This is a genomic window from Nocardia sp. FBN12, from assembly GCF_050320175.1.
Lineage (GTDB): Bacteria > Actinomycetota > Actinomycetes > Mycobacteriales > Mycobacteriaceae > Nocardia.
Genome location: NZ_CP190048.1, coordinates 2,657,364 through 2,677,505, shown reverse-complemented (window position 1 = coordinate 2,677,505; position 20,142 = coordinate 2,657,364). Strand labels below are relative to the sequence as shown.

19 protein-coding genes are annotated in these 20,142 nt (G+C 66.0%); 9 read left to right on the top strand and 10 right to left on the bottom strand.

Annotated features, from left to right (window positions below; all coding sequences use genetic code 11):
- Position 1 precedes the first annotated feature (1 nt).
- Together crtI and ACQHI0_RS12960 are read left to right on the top strand one after the other, a co-directional pair.
- Complete coding sequence (gene crtI, locus ACQHI0_RS12965) at positions 2-1,528, top strand: phytoene desaturase family protein (protein WP_427908182.1); 1,527 nt, start codon at positions 2-4, stop codon at positions 1,526-1,528.
- A complete protein-coding gene (locus tag ACQHI0_RS12960; RefSeq protein ID WP_427908181.1) occupies positions 1,525-2,487 on the top strand; it encodes a phytoene/squalene synthase family protein in 963 nt (320 codons plus the stop codon). The genes crtI and ACQHI0_RS12960 overlap by 4 nt, the downstream gene beginning before the upstream one ends.
- Positions 2,488-2,523: 36 nt before the next feature.
- Here the strand turns inward: ACQHI0_RS12960 and ACQHI0_RS12955 are convergent, their stop codons facing one another.
- Complete coding sequence (locus ACQHI0_RS12955) at positions 2,524-4,005, bottom strand: SDR family oxidoreductase (protein ID WP_427908180.1); 1,482 nt, start codon at positions 4,003-4,005, stop codon at positions 2,524-2,526.
- 229 nt (positions 4,006-4,234) lie between these two features.
- On the opposite strand from ACQHI0_RS12955, the gene ACQHI0_RS12950 reads away from it, so the two are divergent.
- A complete protein-coding gene (locus ACQHI0_RS12950; RefSeq protein ID WP_427908179.1) occupies positions 4,235-5,458 on the top strand; it encodes a cytochrome P450 family protein in 1,224 nt (407 codons plus the stop codon).
- A gap of 141 nt (positions 5,459-5,599) precedes the next feature.
- On the opposite strand, the gene ACQHI0_RS12945 is transcribed toward ACQHI0_RS12950, so the two are convergent.
- The gene (locus ACQHI0_RS12945) at positions 5,600-6,880 is read right to left on the bottom strand and encodes a cytochrome P450 (protein ID WP_427908178.1); all 1,281 of its coding nucleotides are present in this window, start codon (positions 6,878-6,880) and stop codon (positions 5,600-5,602) included.
- A 44-nt stretch (positions 6,881-6,924) separates the two neighbouring features.
- Here ACQHI0_RS12945 and ACQHI0_RS12940 point away from each other — a divergent pair, with 44 nt between their 5' ends.
- The 3 genes from ACQHI0_RS12940 (at position 6,925) to ACQHI0_RS12930 (ending at position 9,064) form a co-directional block, all read left to right on the top strand.
- Positions 6,925-7,224, top strand: coding sequence for a hypothetical protein (locus ACQHI0_RS12940; RefSeq protein WP_427908177.1), 300 nt, complete (start codon positions 6,925-6,927; stop codon positions 7,222-7,224).
- The gene (locus ACQHI0_RS12935) at positions 7,221-8,321 is read left to right on the top strand and encodes a methyltransferase (RefSeq protein ID WP_427908176.1); all 1,101 of its coding nucleotides are present in this window, start codon (positions 7,221-7,223) and stop codon (positions 8,319-8,321) included. The genes ACQHI0_RS12940 and ACQHI0_RS12935 overlap by 4 nt, the downstream gene beginning before the upstream one ends.
- A 272-nt stretch (positions 8,322-8,593) precedes the next feature.
- The gene (locus tag ACQHI0_RS12930) at positions 8,594-9,064 is read left to right on the top strand and encodes a DUF4383 domain-containing protein (RefSeq protein WP_427908175.1); all 471 of its coding nucleotides are present in this window, start codon (positions 8,594-8,596) and stop codon (positions 9,062-9,064) included.
- Positions 9,065-9,144: 80 nt separating this feature from the next.
- Here the strand turns inward: ACQHI0_RS12930 and ACQHI0_RS12925 are convergent, their stop codons facing one another.
- Both ACQHI0_RS12925 and ACQHI0_RS12920 read right to left on the bottom strand, forming a co-directional pair.
- Positions 9,145-9,336: a ferredoxin gene (locus ACQHI0_RS12925; protein ID WP_427908174.1), complete on the bottom strand. Its 192-nt coding sequence runs from the start codon at positions 9,334-9,336 to the stop codon at positions 9,145-9,147.
- Complete coding sequence (locus ACQHI0_RS12920; protein ID WP_427908173.1) at positions 9,333-10,760, bottom strand: cytochrome P450; 1,428 nt, start codon at positions 10,758-10,760, stop codon at positions 9,333-9,335. The genes ACQHI0_RS12925 and ACQHI0_RS12920 overlap by 4 nt, the downstream gene beginning before the upstream one ends.
- 109 nt (positions 10,761-10,869) lie before the next feature.
- On the opposite strand from ACQHI0_RS12920, the gene ACQHI0_RS12915 reads away from it, so the two are divergent.
- Positions 10,870-11,520, top strand: coding sequence for a TetR/AcrR family transcriptional regulator (locus tag ACQHI0_RS12915; protein WP_427908172.1), 651 nt, complete (start codon positions 10,870-10,872; stop codon positions 11,518-11,520).
- A 475-nt stretch (positions 11,521-11,995) separates the two neighbouring features.
- Here ACQHI0_RS12915 and ACQHI0_RS12910 read toward each other — a convergent pair whose 3' ends face one another.
- From ACQHI0_RS12910 to ACQHI0_RS12900, 3 genes are all read right to left on the bottom strand, one after another.
- Positions 11,996-13,348 carry a DUF1254 domain-containing protein gene (locus tag ACQHI0_RS12910; protein WP_427908171.1) on the bottom strand — a complete coding sequence of 451 codons (1,353 nt, stop codon included), beginning with the start codon at positions 13,346-13,348 and terminating at the stop codon, positions 11,996-11,998.
- Positions 13,349-14,040: 692 nt separating this feature from the next.
- A complete protein-coding gene (locus ACQHI0_RS12905; RefSeq protein ID WP_427908170.1) occupies positions 14,041-14,568 on the bottom strand; it encodes a hypothetical protein in 528 nt (175 codons plus the stop codon).
- A gap of 223 nt (positions 14,569-14,791) precedes the next feature.
- A complete protein-coding gene (locus ACQHI0_RS12900; RefSeq protein ID WP_427908169.1) occupies positions 14,792-15,430 on the bottom strand; it encodes a hypothetical protein in 639 nt (212 codons plus the stop codon).
- A gap of 161 nt (positions 15,431-15,591) precedes the next feature.
- On the opposite strand from ACQHI0_RS12900, the gene ACQHI0_RS12895 reads away from it, so the two are divergent.
- Positions 15,592-16,425 (top strand): hypothetical protein, encoded by an 834-nt coding sequence (locus tag ACQHI0_RS12895; RefSeq protein ID WP_427908168.1) that lies wholly within the window; start codon positions 15,592-15,594, stop codon positions 16,423-16,425.
- Between the two features lie 200 nt (positions 16,426-16,625).
- Here ACQHI0_RS12895 and ACQHI0_RS12890 read toward each other — a convergent pair whose 3' ends face one another.
- Positions 16,626-16,787, bottom strand: a complete 162-nt coding sequence (locus ACQHI0_RS12890; protein WP_427908167.1) for a hypothetical protein — start codon at positions 16,785-16,787, stop codon at positions 16,626-16,628.
- 154 nt (positions 16,788-16,941) lie between these two features.
- On the opposite strand from ACQHI0_RS12890, the gene ACQHI0_RS12885 reads away from it, so the two are divergent.
- A complete protein-coding gene (locus tag ACQHI0_RS12885; protein ID WP_157125090.1) occupies positions 16,942-17,175 on the top strand; it encodes a hypothetical protein in 234 nt (77 codons plus the stop codon).
- A gap of 1,198 nt (positions 17,176-18,373) precedes the next feature.
- On the opposite strand, the gene ACQHI0_RS12880 is transcribed toward ACQHI0_RS12885, so the two are convergent.
- The gene (locus ACQHI0_RS12880; protein WP_427908099.1) at positions 18,374-19,525 is read right to left on the bottom strand and encodes a thiolase family protein; all 1,152 of its coding nucleotides are present in this window, start codon (positions 19,523-19,525) and stop codon (positions 18,374-18,376) included.
- Positions 19,526-19,740: 215 nt separating this feature from the next.
- Complete coding sequence (locus tag ACQHI0_RS12875; RefSeq protein ID WP_427908166.1) at positions 19,741-20,130, bottom strand: RidA family protein; 390 nt, start codon at positions 20,128-20,130, stop codon at positions 19,741-19,743.
- Positions 20,131-20,142: the final 12 nt, after the last annotated feature.

Below are 20,142 nucleotides of genomic sequence, written 5' to 3'. Positions count from 1 at the left end.
TATGCGAACGGTATCGGGAAGAACCGATGAGGTGGTCGTCGTCGGGGCCGGTCTGGCAGGGTTGGCCGCTGCGTTGCACCTGGCCGGGCGCGGTCGCGCCGTCACGGTGGTGGAGCGCGAGACGGTCGCCGGTGGTCGGGCCGGGCGGCGCGATGTCGACGGCTATCGGCTCGACACCGGGCCGTCGGTGCTCACCATGCCCGACATCGTCGCCGACACCCTCGCCGCGGTCGGCGAGACCCTCGAATCCCGGTTGGACCTGCTGCCGGTGATCCCCGCCTACCGCGCGCACTTCGCCGACGGCAGCGCGCTGGATGTCTACAGTGACCCCGCGGTGATGGAGGAATCGGTCCTGGCCTTCGCCGGACCGAGGGATGTCGAGGGGTATCGCCGACTTCGGGCGTGGTTGAGCGAGCTGTACCGCGTCGAATTCGACCGATTCATCGCCGCCAATGTGGATTCTCCACTCTCGCTGCTGACACCGGCGTTCGCGCGGTTGATCGCCCTCGGTGGATTCCGGCGCCTCGACAAGGCGATCGGATCGTTCCTCACCGACGAACGGCTGCGCCGGGTCTTCACCTTCCAGTCCCTCTACGCGGGGGTGTCACCGCAACGAGCGCTGGCGCTGTACGCGGTGATCTCCTACATGGACACCGTGGGCGGGGTCTACTTTCCGCGCGGTGGGATGCGCGCACTGCCCGATGCCCTGGCTGCCGCGGCCGTCGACGCCGGGGTGACGTTTTGTTACGACGAGACCGTCTATGACCTGGAACGGCAGGGTGACCGGGTCACCGCGGTGTTCACCGAACGCGGGCGTCGAATACCTTGTGATGCCCTGGTTCTGGCGACCGAACTGCCCACCGCCTACGAGTTGCTCGATCGCTGCCCGCGCCGCCCGATCAGCTGGCGCCCGGCACCTTCCGCCGTTGTCCTGCATGTCGGTGTTCCGGCGGCGGTGCCGACCGCACATCACAACCTGGTATTCGGCGCCGCGTGGAAACAGACCTTCGACGAACTGATCGGTGCGGGGCAGTTGATGACCGACCCGTCGTTGCTGGTGACCCGCCCGACCGCGACCGATCCCGCGCTCGCCCCACCCGGCCGCGATCTGTTCAGCGTCCTCGCACCGGTTCCCAACCTGTACCGCAGCAAGGACCTGAACTGGGATCGCCGTGCTACCACCTACGGCGAGGAGCTCGCCGCCGTCGTCGAGGATCGGTTGGTCCCGGGCTTCGTCAGCGATTCCCGGGTCGTGCATCTGGACAGCCCCGCCGATTGGGAACGCCGAGGACTGCTCGCCGGTACGCCGTTCTCGCTCGCGCACACCTTCGCCCAAACCGGCCCATTCAGGCCGGCGAACCTGCCGCGTGGCGTGTCCAACGCGGTACTGGCAGGCTGCGGCACCGTGCCCGGCGTCGGTGTGCCGACGGCTCTGCTGTCAGGTCGTCTCGCCGCCGATCGGATCACCGGCACGGTGTCCACAACGCGGTCCTCGGCCGCGACCGCAGGCAGGGGTGATCGACGATGATGCGCACCGAACTCGACGCCGCCGGTATCCGCGCCACGCAGCTGCGCGCGGCCTATCTCCGATGCCGTGAGCTCAACGCGCGTCACGGGCGCACGTTCTTTCTCGCCACCCGACTGCTCGCGCCCGCCCAACGCCCGGCGATCCACGCTCTCTACGGCTTCGCCCGGTGGGCCGACGACATCGTCGACGAACCCCCGATCGATGACGCCACCGGCAGTCGGGCGGACCGACTGGACGCGGTGGCCGAGGATCTGCACGACAGTCTCTCCGGTAACCGCGATGACGACCCGATCTTCGCCGCGCTTGCCGATACGGTCGCCAGATACCGGATCGACCACGTCCTGTTCGACGAATTCCTCGAGTCGATGCGCATGGACCTGACGGTGACCGACTACCCCGACCGAGCCGCGCTGGATCGCTACGTGCACGGTTCGGCAGCGGTGATCGGCCTGCAGGTACTGCCCGTGCTCGGCACCGTCGGCGCTCGAGCCGAGGCCGCTCCCTACGCGGCGGCGCTGGGAAAGGCCTTTCAGCTCACCAACTTCCTGCGAGACATCGCCGAGGACCTCGACCGCGGCCGGGTGTACCTGCCCGCCGACGAGCTGGCAGCGTTCGGTGTGGACCGCGACCTGCTGCACTGGTGTCGCGATCACCGGCGCACCGACACCAGGGTGCGATCGGCGCTGGCGGCACAACACGCCGTTGCCCGAGACTGGTACCGATACGCCGACGCGGGAATCACGCTGCTCCATCCGGTTTCGCGACCCTGTGTCGCCACGGCAGCCGTGTTGTACTCGGAGATTCTCGACCGAATCGAGGAGACCGAGTTCGCGGTGTTCACCGCGCGAGCCACCGTGAGCAATGTGCGCCGCACCCGTGTTGCCGGTTCGGCATTGGCTCGCGCGTTGTGGGCGCGGCGAGGCGGCCGCGTACGCGCACTGGCCCCGGCTCGCGACTGATGTGAACGCTGGACGTCAGCGGTAGCGGGCGAATCCTCAACCCGGCGAAGCCGCGTCGTCGGCGGGTGCCCGTTCGGCGGTTCCGGTGATATTGCGGACCATCCCGCCGAACACAGCGTTGTGAAACGGGGTGATCGCCTTCCAATAGAGATGCCCGGCGAGCCCGTGCGGCTGGAAGATGGCCCGCTGCCGGTAGTTCGAGCCCCCGCGCGGGTCGGGTTCGACGCTCAGTTCGAGCCATGCCAATCCCGGGACCTGCATTTCGGCGCGAAGCCGCAGCAGATGGGGCCGGTCGATGTGTTCGACGCGCCACCAGTCCAAGGCTTCGCCCAGATGCAGGCGGCGCGGGTTCTTGCGGCCCCGGCCCAGACCGACACCGCCGGAGACTCGGTCGATCCAGCCGCGCAGTGACCAGGCGAGCGGAAACGAGTACCAGCCGTTCTCGCCGCCGATCGCTTCGATCACCGCCCAGAGGGTCTCGGGGTCGGCGCTGGTGTGGTGCTCACGGAGGTCCTCGTAGAGGGAGCCGCCCGACCAGTCCGGGTCGGTGGGCAACGGATCCGACGGCGCGCCGAAGGTGCTGGCGTCGGACCAGCGAGTTGGTACCTCGGCGTTGCGAATTCGATGCAGCGCCAACTCCACAGCGCGTTCGTAACGGGTGAGACCGTCGGCGGGATCGGGGATGTAGGCCGCGATGTCGTGCTCGCCGCACACGACCTCGTGGACGAGGGATTCGATGAGCGGCACGGCCAGCGCGCGAGGTACCGGAGTCACCAGGTTGACCCATTGCGCCGACAGCCACGGCGTGAGAACCGGTACCGGTAGCACCACTCGACGCGTCAGCCCGGCGACGACGGCGTACTTGCGCATCATCGTCAAGTAGGTGACGACATCGGGGCCGCCGATGTCGAACGAGCGATTGACGTCGGCGGGCAGGGCTGCGGCGTGCACCAGGTAATAGAGGACGTCTCGGACGGCGATGGGCTGGACCCGGTTGTGCACCCATCGGGGGGTGATCATCGCGGGCAGGCGTTCGGACAGGTAACGCAGCATTTCGAAGCTGGCAGACCCGGATCCGATGATCACCGCGGCGCGCAGTTCCGCGGTGGGGACGCCGGATTCCCGGAATACCGCGCCGACCTCGGCGCGGGAGGCGAGGTGGCGCGAGAGCGTGGCGTGTTCCGGGACGATGCCGCCGAGGTAGACGATGCGTCGAACGTGAGCTGAGTCCGCGGCGGTCGCGACGATTTCGGCCGCCTGCCGGTCGGTATCGGAGAAGTCGCCACGGGTCAGCGAGTGAACCAGGTAGTAGACGACCTCTCGGTCGGCGACGGCCGCGCGTACCTGGTCGTCGTCGGTGACATCGCCACGGACGATCTCGACGCGATCCCGCCAGGGGACCTCCGCCAATTTCTCCGGCGTCCTGGCCACGACTCGGACCTGATGACCGGCCTGGATCAGTTCCGGCACCAAACGTCCGCCGATGTAGCCGGTCGCTCCGAAAACCACGCACCGCATGCTCATCACTCTCTTCTCTGTCGTGGATGTCGAGATCGGTGAGAATCGCGTAGTAGGTCCTGGTCCATTCCACCATGCGATGACGACGCTGCCGGTCAGCTTTCCGCCGTCCGCGCCCCTGTTCGTCCGCTAGGCGGTGCGGCCGCGGGGTATGTTCCCCACACGCGGTCGAAACCGACTGCGGCACTGTCGATCACGGGCTGCGGACCCTGGTATGGAGGAGATTTTCATGGAACCGATCGTGCTGGATACGACCGGTGCCGACATCCAAGGTGAGTCGGCACGCATTCAGCAGCGTGGCCCGGTGGCGCTGGTCGAGCTGCCCGGTGGCGTGCCCGCCTGGTCGGTCACCGATCAGGCCGTGCTCCGGAGCCTGCTCGCCGACCCACGGGTATCGAAAGACCCCAGGCAGCACTGGATGTCGTTCATCAACGGCGAGATCACCGAGGCGTGGCCGCTGCTGCCATGGGTGGCGGTGGACAACATGTTCACCGCCTACGGCGCCGATCACCGTAGGCTGCGCCGGCTGATCTCCCCGGCTTTCAGTCACCGCCGCAGTACCGCGCTGCGTCCGCGGATCGCCGAGATCACCGAGAACCTGCTCGACGCGCTGGCGGCCACCCCCGCCGGTGAGCCGGCCGATCTGCGCGAAGGCTTCGCCTACCCGGTTCCGATCCGGGTCATCACCGAATTGGTCGGTGTGCCCGACGGGCTGGGGTCTGCGCTGCACAAGTGCGTGGACGGCTTCTTCGATGGCTCGTTCACCGCCGAGCAGGCGCAGGCCAACTACCTCGAAATGTACGGACTGGTCGGCGAGGTCGTCGCCTATCGTCGTGAGCATCCTGGTGACGACGTCACCAGCGTGCTGATCGCCACCCGCGACGAGGACGACTCCGCGCCGTCGGAGAAGGAGCTCGTCGACACCTTGATGCTGGTCATCAACGCCGGTCACGAGACCACGGTCAATCTGCTCGACCAGGCGATCGTCGCGCTGCTCACCCATCCCGAGCAGCGCGCCGCGGTGACCGAGGGCCACGTGTCGTGGGCAGACGTGGTCGAGGAGACGCTGCGCTTCCAGGCGCCGGTGGCACACCTGCCCCTCCGGTACGCGGTCGAGGATATCGACATCGCCGGGGGGTATCGAATCGGCAAGGGCGAGGCCATCCTGGCTTCCTACGCAGGTGCCAGCCGTGACCCGAAAGTGCACGGCGCCGACACTGCCGAGTTCGACCCCACCCGTGCCACCCGCGAGCAGCACCTCGCTTTCGGCTACGGTGCGCACCACTGCATCGGCGCATCGCTGGCGCGACTGGAAGCGGCCGTTGCGCTGCCCGCACTGTTCGACCGGTTCCCACGGATGAGCCTGGCGACGAGTCAGGGTGAGCTGGCGCCGGTGCCGAGTTTCATCTCCAACGGGCACGCGACTGTTCCGGTGTATCTGCACGCCGACTAGCTCGATCCGCCGCCGTCGATCTCGACCACTTCACCGCACCCGTTGAACTGGTCGAGATCAATGGATCTCAGCACGGATTCGTGAAGAGGGCGTCTGAAAACTCCATCCGGCGTCCGGTCAGGCAGCGCCTCCACCGCCTGTTCAGTTGACCAGAATCGGTGCCCCGTCGGACGGAACGTGCGTGATATTGCGGACCCGGCCCCGCGTCGTCGCGGCCGCGGGCAGGGACAAAACGTGGCGGCGCAGGATCTCCTGGAGCACCGCCGCGCCTTCCATCAGCGCGAAACCCGCGCCGATGCACCGGCGCACCCCACCGCCGAACGGCAGCCAGGTATTCGGCGCCACGCTGCCGTCGAGGAAGCGGCCGGGCCGGAACACCGCGTCGGGGAAGGCTTCGGGCCGCTTGTGTGCGAGCAGGATCGAGGTCGCGACGACGGTTTCAGCGGGCAGGTCGTGGCCGCCGATCATCATGTCGCGGGTGAGCTTTCGCACCACCCCGCCGATGACCCAGTGGTAGCGCAGTGCTTCCTTCATCACAGCTTCGAGGTAAACGGTGTCGCCGTCTAGCGCGGCTCGGCGGGCGAGGTCCTGCTGGGCGGGGTCGGCGGCCAGTTCGCGTAGCGCCCATGACAGCGCGGCCGAGGTCGTCTCGTGCCCGGCGGCGAGCAGGGTGACCAACTGATCGCGGAGTTCGTCCGGGGTGAGCGGGGTGTCGTTGCCGCTGCCCGCTGCCATCAGTCGCGACAGCACATCTGCGCCCGTGGCGTCGCTGCCGGTGTGGCGCTGCTCGATCTCGGCGTAGAGGTGGGCGTCCAGACTGGCGCGGTCGTGGTGGAACCGTTTCCAGGGTCCACGGTTTTGCAGGGCTGGGTAGCGGGAACCGAGCAGGGTGAGCGGGGCGATGTCGGTGATGCGGCGCATGGGTGGACCGAGGAGGTCGCGGCGGCGCTGATCGGCGACACCGAGCACCACCTCGCCGATGACATCGAGGGTGATCCCGGTCATCGCGTCCAGGCTGCGGACCGTCGATCCAGCCCGCCAGGTCTCCACATGGGTGGCGGCGATCTGCTCGATCATCGTGCGATAACCGGTCAGCGCGGGCCCGGTGAAGGCGGGCATCAGCAGGCGGCGGGCGCGAGCGTGCTCGGCCTCGTCGGTGATGAGCACCGAATGATCGCCGAGCAGCGGACGCAGGATGCCGTTGCTCTCGCCGGCGTGCAGGTCGGTGGGGGAGGCGGCGAAGATCTCGCGGACGTGTTCGGGGCGGGTGAACACGACCAGATGCCGGGCGTACGGCGGCACCATGCGCAAGGTGAAGGTTTCGCCGTAACGGCGAGCGGTGGCGGTCATGAAGCGCTCTCGCGCTTGGACATACCGCATCGTCTGCGCGATCGCGGGTAGTCGGGGGCCGGGCGGGTACATGGCGACGGTCCTCTCCTCGACACCGCACTCCACGGTAACCGCGATTGCTCGGGCCTGGTGCCGATGCGGAAATCCACGAGTTCGCTGCCTCGTGGGCAGTGCGGCAGAACGGTCTGTGTGAATTGCTGGTCTCCGCAGATGATTTCAGCACGGAAAGGCTGTCCGGTGCCGGCTGGACCATGGCGATCGCGGCGCACGCCCTACGCACCAGCGGAGCCGACGCGGTCCTGCCGTTCGCCCTGGCGACCCCCGACCTGACCCCGGTTCCGGTATCCCGACGCGCGATTCCCGTAAGCTTCGTCGCGTACATGCAGGTCAACCGGCCGACGATGGAGTCGTCATGACGTCCACAGCACCGAAGAAGCCACCACCCGCACCGGTTCTGCGAGCCATCGAGCGAGTGCGCGACGCGCTCTCGGCGCTGCATCGCCGACTAGTTCCCGGCCATATCGCGCTACTGGAACTACAGATCGCCGGATTCCTCTCGCAGGCGATCAGTGCCGCGGCCGAACTGGGTATCGCCGACGAATTGGCCCGTGGGCGGCGCGGGGCGGCCGAGCTGGCCGCGGCGGTGGGCGCCGACGAGGACGGCGTGCGCAGGCTGATGCGCCTGCTGGTGAGTTTCGGGGTGTTCGCCCAGCACCGCGACGGTTCCTACGGACTCACCAGGATGGGCGAGTCGCTGCGCTCCGACAGCGCGGTGACACTGCGCGATACGTCCCTGTTCTTCGGTTCGCCGTATCACCGCAACCATTGGACCCACCTCACCGACGCGGTACGCACCGGCGAAGCCGTCGGCCCGGCTCTCGACGGTGCGAGCTTCTTCGAGTACGCCGCGACGCACCGCGAGACCGGCGACCTGTTCGACCGGGCGATGACCAGTATCAGCACGCTGTCGATCGAACCGCTGCTGGCAGCTTACGATTTCGGCCAGTTCGACACCTTGGTGGATGTCGGGGGCGGGCGCGGCAGCCTGCTGGTGGAGATCCTCGACCGCTACCCGGATGCCGAGGGCATCGTGTTCGACCTGCCCGACGTGGTCGCGAACCTGGACAGCGAACTCGCGGCGCACGGGCTGGCGGGGCGGTGCGCGGCGCGGGACGGGTCGTTCTTCGACGAAGTCCCGTCAGGTGGTGACGCCTACCTGCTCAAGCACATCCTGCACGACTGGTCCGACGCCAAAGCCGAGCAGATCCTGCGCACGATCCACGCCGCGATGGACCCCTCCGCCCGGCTGCTGGTGATCGAACTGGTGCTGCCCGATCATCAGCGTCCGCACGCGGGCAAATTCATCGACCTCGAGATGCTGGTCAACACCGACGGCGGCCACGAACGCACCGAGGCACAGTTCCGCGAGCTGCTCGCCCGCGGCGGTTTCACGCTGCTGCGGACGGTGCCCACCGCCGCGCCGGACTGTGTGCTGGACGCCCGCCCGCGCTGATCGCGCCCGACTCGATCGCCGGCGGACCGTCTCCCCATTTCTGTGGTGCGCCGTCGACCCAGTCGACGTCGTGGCGAAGCCGCGAATCGCCGCGAACCAGGCGTTGTGGGCGAGGCCGCGCGGGCGATTCCGAGGCCGCGACCGTGCAGGCAGACGCACCCGTTTGCCCCGGCATTCACCGGGCATGCGGTCGATATCCAGGAACCGGGCTCGCCACGCCGCATCATCGCATCGTCGTCGGCGTTCGCCCACCAAAACGAAAGGACAACGCCATGTCCACTCCCGTGCGCAGCACCGCGCGCTCGCCGGTCCAGCTCGCCGCGCTGGTCGTCGGTGCGACCTTCCTGCTGGTGGGCGTCCTCGGATTCGTCCCGGGCGTCACCACTGACTACGCCAGCCTCGAATGGGCGGGCCATCATTCCCATGCTCAGTTGTTCGGGATCTTCACGGTCTCGGTGCTGCACAATATCGTTCACCTGGCATTCGGTGTCCTGGGCGTTCTCGCCGCGGCCACCGCGGGACTTGCGCGGACCTATCTGCTCGGCGGCGGCCTGATCTATCTGGTCCTGTGGGTGTACGGACTGCTGGTCGACAAGGACACCGCCGCCAACTTCGTGCCGCTCAACACCGCTGATGACTGGCTACACCTCGGCCTTGGTCTCGGCATGATCGCCCTCGGTATCGCCCTGCCTCGCGTCGTAGCGACCACGCGCCCGAACGCAGGGCAAGGGCGGCGACGATGACCGACCTCCACGCCGGCGAGGAATAGCCCCGTGGTTCAAACAGGGCAATCGAGCGGATATTGCCCGGCTGTCGAAGAGCTTCAGTCGACCAGGCGCAGAGCCTCCACCGGGCAGCTGTCGACCGCCAGCCGCACGTCGTCGAGTTCGGCTTCGGCAACCTGGTCCGTCAGCACCGTCACGTTGCCTTCGTCGCCGACCCGAAATATGTCGGGCAGCAATGCTTCGCACATGCCGTGGCCCTCGCAACGGGTGCGGTCGGCGGCGATCTTCATGCCGACACCGAGGCGCCGAGGCGTTCGAGTCGGATGGGTAGGCCATCGAGGGGGACAGGACCGGTCGCCCATCCCATCGGCGGCGTGTAGTCGGCGGGCACCGTCCAGCGGTAGTGCAACAGCATGCGGTGCATGATCGCCTTGACTGTCATACCGCCGAAATAGAGTCCGATGCATTTGTGTGCGCCACCACCGAAAGGGGCCCAGGTATAGCGGTGCGCCTTGTCCTCGTGCCGTTCGTTCGTGAACCGTTCGGGATCGAACACGTCGGGGTCGTTCCACCAGCGGGCCTGACGCATGGCCGAGTACGAGCCGACGATCACCAAGGTGTCAGCGGGGACGAACTGACCCTGAATCGCGGTATCCCGCACGGTTTCGCGGATCTGCTGCCCGACAGGGGAGTACATCCGCAGAATCTCTTTGAAGACCAGATCCAGGGTCGGCAGCCGGTCCAGGTCGGCATAGTCGAGTGACTCCTTGCCCAACGCCTGCGATTCGGCGCGCAGCCGGTCCTGCCATTCGGGATGCAATCCGAGCTGATACCCCATCATCGACACCGCGATCGTGCTGGTGTCGTGCGCGCCGAGCAGGACGAAGATCAGATGGTCGACGATATCCTGGTCGGTGAACGTATGGCCCTCCTCGGATGCGGTGCGGCACAACACGCTGAACAGATCATCGCCATTTCCCGCGCGTTTGGCAGGCAGCTCGCGACGACAGTGATCTTCCAGCACCGCGCGCCCGCGCAGTCCGCGTGCCCACAGACCGCCGGGCAGATTCGTGCGCACCAGCGCCTGGCCGCCACGCACCGCATCGATGAACGCCCGCTCCAGCCCGGCGGCCTCCGACCCGAGATTCGCCCCCATGAACACTTCCGACGACAAACCGAGCAGCAGGCGTTTGGCCGCCGGATAGAGCTGGAAATCGCGATTCGGTGTCCAATCGCGCATACCGCGCTCGATGGCCGGGCTGGTGATATCGAGATAGCCGACCAACCGCGGCCGGGTGAAGGCCTGCTGCAGAATCCGACGGTGGTAGCGGTGTTCCTCGAAGTCGCGCAGCAGGATGCCGCCGTGGAAGAACGGGCCGATGAAGAAGGTGTAGCCGCGCTGCGCGGAATACACCTTGTCGCGGTCGGCGAGTACCTCTTCGGTGGCCTCCGGTCCGGCGACCATGACAACGCGTCGCCCGACAAGTCCGGCCCAGTGCACCGGCCCATACTTGTCGAAACGGCGGCGGGCGAAATCGAGGCTGTCGCTCATCGCGGGTATTGCGTGCCCGATGAGCGGGACACCGTAATCGCCCATGATCGGACGTAATCCGCTGCCGGGCAGCGGGTCTGCCAGCGCGCGGGTCTGCGAAGGATATCGCTCGGCAATAGCGGATACGGCGGATTTGGCCCGCCGGCCCAGGGTCGACATCATGTTCGTTGTCCTCTCGCACCGTGGCGATGTGGTGTGACTTGGAACATACAGGAATCAGTCGTTTCCGTAAACGATTGATTCCTGTTTTTGGTGCGGCATACTGAGGGTTGTGACACGGGCAGCGACCGGCATCTATCGCGGCACCTCGGCCGAACAGCGACGCGACGAACGCCGCCAGCGGCTGATGGACGCTGCCCTCGACATCATCGGCACCCAGGGCTGGGCCGCGACCACCGTGCGCGGAGTCTGCGAACAGGCCAAGGTCGGTCCGCGGTTCTTCTACGAGAGCTTCGACGACCTCGACGCACTCGCCGCCGCCGTACACGACGAGATCATCGAAACCGCGATCCGCAGCTCATTGGACGCACTCGCCGCCGCGCCAGACGACATCGCAGCCAAAACGCGGGCAGCCGTCACCGCCATCCTCAATTCCGTCGTCGACGACCCCCGCCGCGCCCGAATCGCTTTCGCCGAGGCGCACGGCAGCGAAATCCTGATGCGCCGCCGCGCCGCCGCCATGCGCACTATCGCCGACGTCGTCGCCGAACAGGAACGCGCGCTGTTCGACCCGCCCGCCGGCAGCGAAACCCTGGTCCGTGCGGTTTCGCTGATGATCACCGGCGGCGCCGCCGAATTGGTCTTGGCCTGGCTCGACGGCGGCATGGACATCAGCCGCGACGAACTGATCAACCTGTGCGTCGAATTCGTGCTGACCTTTGCCGACAACCTGACCACGATGGCCGCCCGATTGGCGCATTGAATGCGCGCACTGGATCAGCAGGCAGCTGGAAACTCGCCGGTGAGCAGGACGAGATCAGAAACTTAGTCAGCTCCCTTGGGCGGACTGCTCAACGCCCTGCACCGAGGGGTGTTTCCCATCAACTGACCCGCAGACGTCATTCGTGGTGGGTTTGACGCATGCGGTGGGGGGAAGCCTGACACGTGCCTTTTCGGTGATCTGTGACGTCGCTGATCGGTGGAACTCAGCGTCGGTATGGATCGGGAGATGTTCGTATCGGCGAATGATGACGTCGTGATCTTGGTTGCGGTGCAAGGATGCGTGTGCTTCATTTCGGACCCTGCGCGGAAGAAGTCACCGTTGCCAGGCGCTCGGGCAGCGCCACCGGTCTCCTATGACAATCACCGATCCGCACCAGAGGGCCTGAGGATCCCACGTTTTACGGATGCAATGGAGCCAGCCATCGTCAGCGGAAGTCCGCTCGGCAAGGCAGTTTTCACGCCGAGCGCCGGATGATCGGGAAGGGGTAGGTGCCGTCGACAACGGCGGCCACCGGCAGGTAGGCGCGGAACATCAGATAGAACTGGGTGGCCGGGGCGGGCAGCCAGTTGACCTTCTTGTCAGCTGGTTCGTCGTGGCTGACGGTGATGGTGATGTTCCCGTCCTGGTCGGGCGTGAGCTCGCTGTGGCTGCTCAGCTTGAACCGATCCTGCTTGTTGGGAACCAGGTAGCCGTCGAGGTCATACATTGTGACCGACCAGAATCCGTTGGAGTGGTTGGGCAGGTCCGAAGTGTCGATCGTGAGGGAATAGCTGTGGGCGGCCCCATCCATCCGCACCCGCTGCTCGTCGTAGAACGAGGTCGGGTACAGCGCTTCCTCGGGCGGGAGCATCCCGTAGTACAGCAGATTGACCCAGGCGCGCAGAATGTAGTCGGTGCCGTAGTCGCGGACGCCGGTATTGTCCGGGTCGCCGCCGACTGCGGACCAGTCCCAGCCGTTCTTGTGCAGGAAGTGCACGCCGAGTGCTTCCGCCTTGGACTGGTCGGCACCCATATCGGTGAGGAACTGCCAACCGTCGAGAGTGGCCTGGTAGAGCGCGTCGCGCACGGCCGGGTCCGTCGGCTCGGTGAACCCGTCACGGGTGAGGCCGAGCGGGATGAACCGGTCGAAATGGTCGCGGTCGCGGTCGGGGACCGGGGTGCCGGGCATCATCTCGTCGACGGCTCTCCAGAACTCGGCAGGGTCGTTTTTGACGTCAGGCACTGCTGATCCTCGTTCCGGCCACGGCTGATCGCCGGTCTCGGTGTAGGTGATTCCCCGTTTGCCTGCCTTCCAGTCGGTCAGGGTGGTGACCGACATGGAGTCCTGGATGGCGTGGATGGTGGGCAGGTCGTCCGGACCATAGACCAGGAACCGGCCCAGCATGGCACCCCGCTCGGTCGGCGACTGGATCACCGGCATCCCGTCCGGTGCCTCGCCGTCATAGCCTGGGCCGACGAGCAGATGCGGTCCGGGCTCGAACCTGCCGGTTCGAGTTCCGTAGGAGGCGTAGACGTTGGTGAAAGCGTCGTAGAACGGCAGCACGTAGTAACGGTCGCGTTCGACCTCCGGGAACACCACTACCAGTGGGCCGTCGGCGAGGGTGTAACCGAAGACGGTGTAGAGGGTGTCGCTGTTGGGGCTGGGGACGGTGCGCACCGTGTCGTCGAGGAGGCGCCGGAAGGCGGTCAGCGCGTTGTCCGGGCCGAATCTGGCGTTGTGGATCCCATGCTGACGTCGGGTCTCGACCAGCGGTTGCACATAGAGGAACGCATCCCGGATCAACTCCTGATCAACCGGCTCAACCATCAATGCCTCCTGCACGTAGGAATCGTCGGCTCCAGGCCGACTTCTGTGCTCGGCCTGGGTCCCAGGTTCACTGTGATCCCGGCGCCGCGTCACCACCTCACCCGTTGCGGGTGATCCCAGCAGCCAACATGCGCACCTTCTTGCTAGGGAAGGTGAGTTCTATGCCGAATTTCTACCCCGACGAGAGATCCGCGAGAAGGCCGTGCGCTCAATCGTCGACTCCCAGCAGAATGGGCCGCGATCAAGACCGTCGCCGAACGGATCGGCGTGAACCCGAAACTGTCCCGGAAACCAGGTCCGCAAAACACAAGCTGCAACAGCGAGTCCCGCTGCTCCAGAACCAGTCTCGGAGGAGATGGCAGCGGAGTTGCCGCTGCACCGTCGAGCGGTTGATGCGCGCGAACGGTCGGGTAGGCACGGCCCCGACGCAACGGGTGTGGCCCTTTCCGTGCGGGCAGGACCTCAATTTCTTCACGGTGCCTCGCCCGGACCGGGGTGGCTGCCGCGCCGACACGATCCCGCTGTCAGTAGATCTGCGCCCTCGAGATACTCGGCGTGATGGACTCCGCCCACGGTTCCGCAGGCCAGGACATCCGTTCCGCGGTATCGAACCCAGACACTGTCCTCATGGGAGGCAACCGTCAAAGTGGGCGATAAGAGCCGGTTCGCCCGGCGTGATACCTGAGCCGACATCAGCTCTCGAGCTGCCCCCGAATGTGCACGAATTCGCGTGTGATGTCAGCCAGCGAGGCGCCCACCCACACGATCTTGCCGAAACTATTGTCGGCAACCCACGAACACAGGGCCGTCGAGCCCTGAGCGGTCTCGGCGGTAGCGCACTGGGCGATCCCGCCCAACGGGCCCGCGTCGACCTTCGACACGTCTCGAGGCGTTGTGCCGAGCGTGTCCGTCAGTAGCCGGTCGAGGTTGATCTCGGGGTTCTTCAAGGACGCCGCCACCACATGGACCATGAGTTCGGGCTGTTCGCTCGAGGCGCCATAGACGGCGACTACCGAGTCGACGTCCGTCCCGTAGGTGCTCTTGGCGGTCGCGGCCTCGCGCTGAACTTCGGGATCGGTGAGACGCGGGAGTCCCTGCAGAACAGCAGGTTCGGACAATCGCACCGAGTCACTCTCGATACCGAACAGCGGTTTGAGGTGCTGGAGGCCGCCGCCGGCCAGCGTCAACCCGATGACCGCGCCGACTGCGCTCGCGATCATCAGCCACCGATTTCGACGTACCCAGGAGTGTTGTTCGGGTGTTGTACGTTCGGTGGTGTCCATGGGCGTCCTTTCGCGGCGACGGCACCCAGACCATAACCGCACCAGTGGAATTGGGATCTTGTTTGCCGAACGAGGTTCTGTTCGCAGACGCACCGCCGATGCGATCCGGTTGCGCGCGTGGGGCGGCGCAGGTCTGCGGGCAGGGATCCGGCTGGGGCGATCAGCCCACCATCCGTACCGATCCCCATGCCACCAGTGCCAGGCCGACGGCTCCGGTAACCAGCCAGAATGCGATGCCTTCGGCGCCTGGGCTCGGGAACCAATATGTCTCGGTGCCCGCGGTGATAGCGATGACGTGACCGTGCCACATCCTCAGTGTCGCCGCTTGTCCCTCCTGGGAGTTTCGGAACAGCTCGGCAGAGACCTCGTGGGTGCGTCGGGATCCGTCGGGCCGCTGCCAGGTGAGCATGTAGTGGGTCGTGGTGGTGGAGGTGGTGGAATCGCTGTTCGTACTGGTCGTACGTTCGATGTCTCGCCCGACGACCAGCACTTCGAGGGGTTCGAAGCTGTCCAGGTCGTCACCGCAGTCCAGGTCGTCACCGCAGTTCTTGGCGTGGCTGAACTCTTCGTTCAGGTTGTAGGAATCGCCAAACTTCGGGACCGCGAGCACAACAAGGGTGATCCCGGCACCGACGGCCAGCGCCCACCCGACGAAGTGCGCGAACGATTCCAACCGCTTGCGCCAGGAAGTCCACGTGGAAGACCCGCCAGGGTAGGTGCGACGACGGTCGTTGAACATCCAGGGACCTGCCGTTCTGTCGCCCGCGCGGTACTCGACCTCGCAGGGAACTCGCTGCACCAGAACATAGTTCGGGGCTCACTTCAAGGTTGCCTCTTCAACGCGGCACAGTCCAGCTCCTGAACCAAACGTCGGTTTCGTGCATCGACGCTCACACTCGAGCGGTACGTGATCGAATAGGTTCGGCCGATCGAGAGTGCCGGTGACGAACCAGGAGTGGCGTGTCGAGTTCTTACTGGCGCAACTGTCTGTTCGCGGTGCTGCTGGGAGTTGCCGGGCTCGGCATTGCGCTCTCCTCACGCTATCGATCTGATGCGATCTGGCCCGTGTGGGCTTCGCTGGCCGTAAGCCTCTGTTCGGCAGCCGGTTTGGTGGGCGGCTACGGGTTGGATGCATGGCGCTCGGTGTCGCATGGGCAGCAGATACCGTTACGCAACACAGCAGTCCCGACGGCGCTGCTCGGTATCGGTGTCCTGCTGGTGCTCTCGGTGGGCGAGTTGAGCGCTGCGCGCCCCGGCAGCGGATGGCGCGGTGACCTCCTCGTCGCCATCGCCTGCCTCGGCGGGGGACTCGCCGGGGCAACCATGTTCGGTATTCGACACACCGCGAATCTGCCACTGCCGCAAGGAACTTTCGAACAACGCGAGCAAGCCGTAGTCGCGCTGGTGTCACTTCGACGTTTACTCCAACGTCTGACGACCGCGCTCGGATCCCTTGTCGCGCTGTCCACACTGGCGCTCGGAGCGAGTGTCCTCATGACAAAGAACCCGGCCAAGGAGCTGGTTGTGGTGTTCGGGGCAGGCGGGTCGATACTGGTCGGGGCCTTCTACGTGCCCGCCGCCGCCGCGCTCCGCGGACGTGGCGAGCGACTGTCGGCGGCGATCTTCGTGTCCGCTGCGCCCACGACGACCACGGAGTTGGTCGAGCGACTCGAGCAACGGTCGAAACTCGAGCAACTCATGGGAGTCGATCGCACCGCTTACGCCGAGCTGAGCACCGCCCTTCCCGTTCTCAGCCCGCTCATCGCAAGCGCCGCGATCTTCCTCCCCAAGTAGGCGAGCGTCCGGTAGTGCGCGATCGGCGCGCCCCGAGCCGACACGTGAAGGCGCACGCGCCGAGCGTCTTCCGGCCGCTAGACGTGGGCGCTCATGCTGTGCGCTACACGCTGGGGCTCGCCAGGCCACCCATTGATGCCGTCGGACGCTCGGCATCCGATAACTACTCTCCACCGGTTCCTGCTTAGACCGGAGGGACATCAATTCTGACCGGTCAGCGTGTTGTCGACGATATCGGCGGCGACCTTGTGTAGACGACCTCGCTCCAGGTAGTACGTCTGAGCCGTGGATACGTCGGCCTGGCGAACGACGTCGGCGGTGATACGGGCAGACAGGCCGACGTCGTCGAGGATCGTGGCCATAGAGTGACGGAAGCTCTGCGCAGGGAACGCGGAGGGGACGGCTGCAGTAACTGGTTGGGCAGGTCGAGATATCACCTATCCGTGCATCAGCCCCCGAAATCAGGGGGTTTCGATCCATGTCTAAATACCCGTGTTTCACACTAGGATCGCTCGTATGCTCGTGAAACGCTTTGCTGCCCTTGCCATCGCGGTCGCCGCGTTCGGCGCCGCCTCCACCGGACTCGCCATCGCCGTGCCCGAAACACCGACGCAGCCCACCATCAGCCACACCGCCGCAGCCGAACCGGTCGTCCTACAGACCGGCTCGGCCGTAATCGATCTACTCGCGTACATCGCTGCGGGCTGCATCGGCAGCTGGAGCCCGGCCCCGCCCGCACACTGCGTCTGACATCGACCAGGCGGGCCCGTCGGACGATCCGCGGGCCCGCTCCACTGAACGCACGCTCATGGCTCCATGAGCGTGCGATCGTCGCCGACTACAGCAAGGGGGCTGCGCTTGCGTGTAGACGTTGCGTCCATATTCCCCGGGCGGGCAGCGTGAAGTCGTTCGGTCGTTCGGCGCGCAGTCTGTCGTGACCGGGACGAGCCGGTCGACGGCGATGTTCGCCGGCTGGAGCCGGTCGAGGCGCGCGGCTCGAGGGCACACCGCGCTGATCCGGTGCTCGGCGACCTGGTCGGTCGCGCTCGCGTAGCCAAGAACGAGAAGCTGATCGCCAACGGTGCCCGGACGGCGACTATCGGTCGCCCTTGCCAGTGGTCGCAGGTTCAAATCCTGTCAGTCTGATAGGCCAACACTTCCGTCCGGGTCAGGGCTGTTGTCCACCAATGTGCTGTACCGCAACGCTGCTGATCGACATCAGTCCGAACCCGCTGGTATGAGGTCGGCGATGCCTCGCGCGGGGTGGCGACGAAGATCTGTGCGGTTGCGGGCAGTGCACCGGCAACGAGAAGCGGGGACTCGCTGGCTGCGGCCCCGGGCGATCCGGTCCTTGTCGACGGCCAGCTGGTTGGGTGTCTCGCAAAATCGAGATCTGCGTGGCCTCTCGCCGGTACATCTTGCAGACGAAGAGGGCCCCGATCAGATGATCGGGGCCCTCTTTGCGTGTCCGGAGGGGGATACATTCGCTATCCACAGTGGTAGACCTGCGGAAGCGCTGAGTATCGAGCCTGTTGCGTCAGAGGTTGACGCAGCGGCTCGTCTCCGTGTCGGCCGTCCCCCGAACTCGAGATGAGCAAAGAGCTTCCGTCGTTGTGCTGGGACAGACCGGGCCAGGAAGCGCATCGGTAGTTCGAATGTGTACGAGTGTCGGCGGTCGACATGGCGCCCGATATGTACTCCTTACCGGCGGCCAGGAGGGCGAGCTCCGGTACAAACCGTTGGCGGCCGGCGGGCTGGACGGGAGAGCACGGGCTGCGCGACCGGTTCGGCACCACGCTCAGCGCGTACGCCGAGCGGATCCTCGACCGGAACGGCATCGCGAAAACGCCTCGGCCACAATCACCCCGGCGGTGGTGAACGGCAAGAGAAGCCGGTCCACACGATCAGCGTTTTGGTTGGGTCGGTGGTGCCTTGTTTGGGTGGCTGGTCAGGCGGATTCGAGCAGTGTGCCCGTTCCGATTCCTCCCGCGCAGCACATGACCGACAGCGCGGTGCCTCGGGTCGTGCGTAGTTGGTGGGCCAGGTCCACCAGTTGCCGGATACCCGAGGCGCCGAACGGGTGGCCCATTCCGATGGCGCCGCCGTTGACGTTGAGTCGCTCGATGTCGACGTTGTAGACGCTCTGCCACGCGCAGACCACCGCGGCGAAGGCTTCGTGTACTTCGACGAGGTCGATGTCGTCGATCGAGATCCGGTGCGTATCGAGCAGGCGATGGGTGGCCACGATCGGTCCTTCCAGCATCAGGTCAGGGTCCACGCCGACCGAGACCACTCGACGAATCCAGGCGATCGGTTCGAGTCCGTACTGCTCGACAGCTCGCTCGGAGGCCAGCAGTAGCGCTGCGGACCCGTCGGAGAACTGGCTGGCCGACCCGGCGGTGATGATCCCGTTCTTGTCGAAGGCGGGTGTGAGCGCGGCCATCTTCTCGTCGGTGGAGTCGGCGCGGATTCCTTCGTCGCGTTCGAGCAACGAGGTGCCGTCGATCTCGATTTCGACCGATTGGGGTTTGAGGCGCCCGGTGTTCCATGCTTGATCCGCTCGTAGGTGGCTGCGTAGCCCGACTGCGTCGGACTGCGCACGGGTCACGCCGTAGTGTTTGGCCACAGCTTCACCGGCGGTGCTCTGGTGTGGCATTTTGTATCGTGTGAGAAGCGATTGCGGGTATGGGTGACCGCCGTGGCTGCTCAGATCGGGTTTTACCCGGCCCAGTGATTCGACTCCGGCGGCCATGACGAGGTCGGCTTGTCCCGCCATGATCAGAGCCGCGCCCAGGTTGGCTGCCTGTTGGGAGGATCCGCATTGTGTGTCGATGGTGCTGGCGGGCACGGTGTAGGGCAGTCCGGCTGCCAGCCAGCCGTTGCGGCCGATGTTCATCGATTGGTCGCCGGCTTGGTAGACGCAGCCCACCAGGGCTTGGTCGATGCGTCCGGGGTCGTCGAGTCCTGATCTGAGGGCGGCGGCGTTGAGCGAGGCGCCGAGCAGATCCGCGGGGTGGATATTTGCGTATGCTTTGCCTGCACGGCCGATCGGGGTGCGGGCGCCGCTGACGATAGCTACGCGTGTAGTGCTGCCGGTCATGGGAAGAGTCTCCTCGGGTGCTGGGAACGATTGCGCTATTCGCGGTGGCTGCGGCCGACGAGCGGAGGTGACTGGACTTGTATGTCGACCACTGTTGTCACTTCGGGCGAGCCGCCGACGGGCGCGTAGTAGCGGCCCGGTGTGGCGGCGGATGCTAGTGGGTGCCCTCGCCGTCTCCACCCCGTGACGGGGCCCCGTGTAGGTGAGATCAGCGGCTATGCCTCGATCACGCGGGCGATCGCCTCGATCTCGATCCGGAAGTTACGCGCGAGCCCGGATTGCACCGTGCTGCGACTTGGCAGCGGCGGGGCGAAACGCTCCCGGTAGAGGGCGTCGAACTCGGCGTACAGGTCCATGCTGGAGAGGTAGCAGGTGGTTTTGACTACCGCGGACAGCGCGGAGCCGCCCGCGCTCAGTACGGCTTCGAGGTTGTCGATCGCGCGATTGACCTCGTCCCGAAACGTCTCATCCCGCTCGGAGGTCGCGACGTTCATGCCTACCTGACCAGAGGTGTAGATCATTCCTGCCACCATCGTGGCCTGGGAAAACGATGCCATCTGCGGAGCGGTCGGCGTATCGATTGTCGTGTAGTGATTGGTCGTCATTGCCTAGTTTCC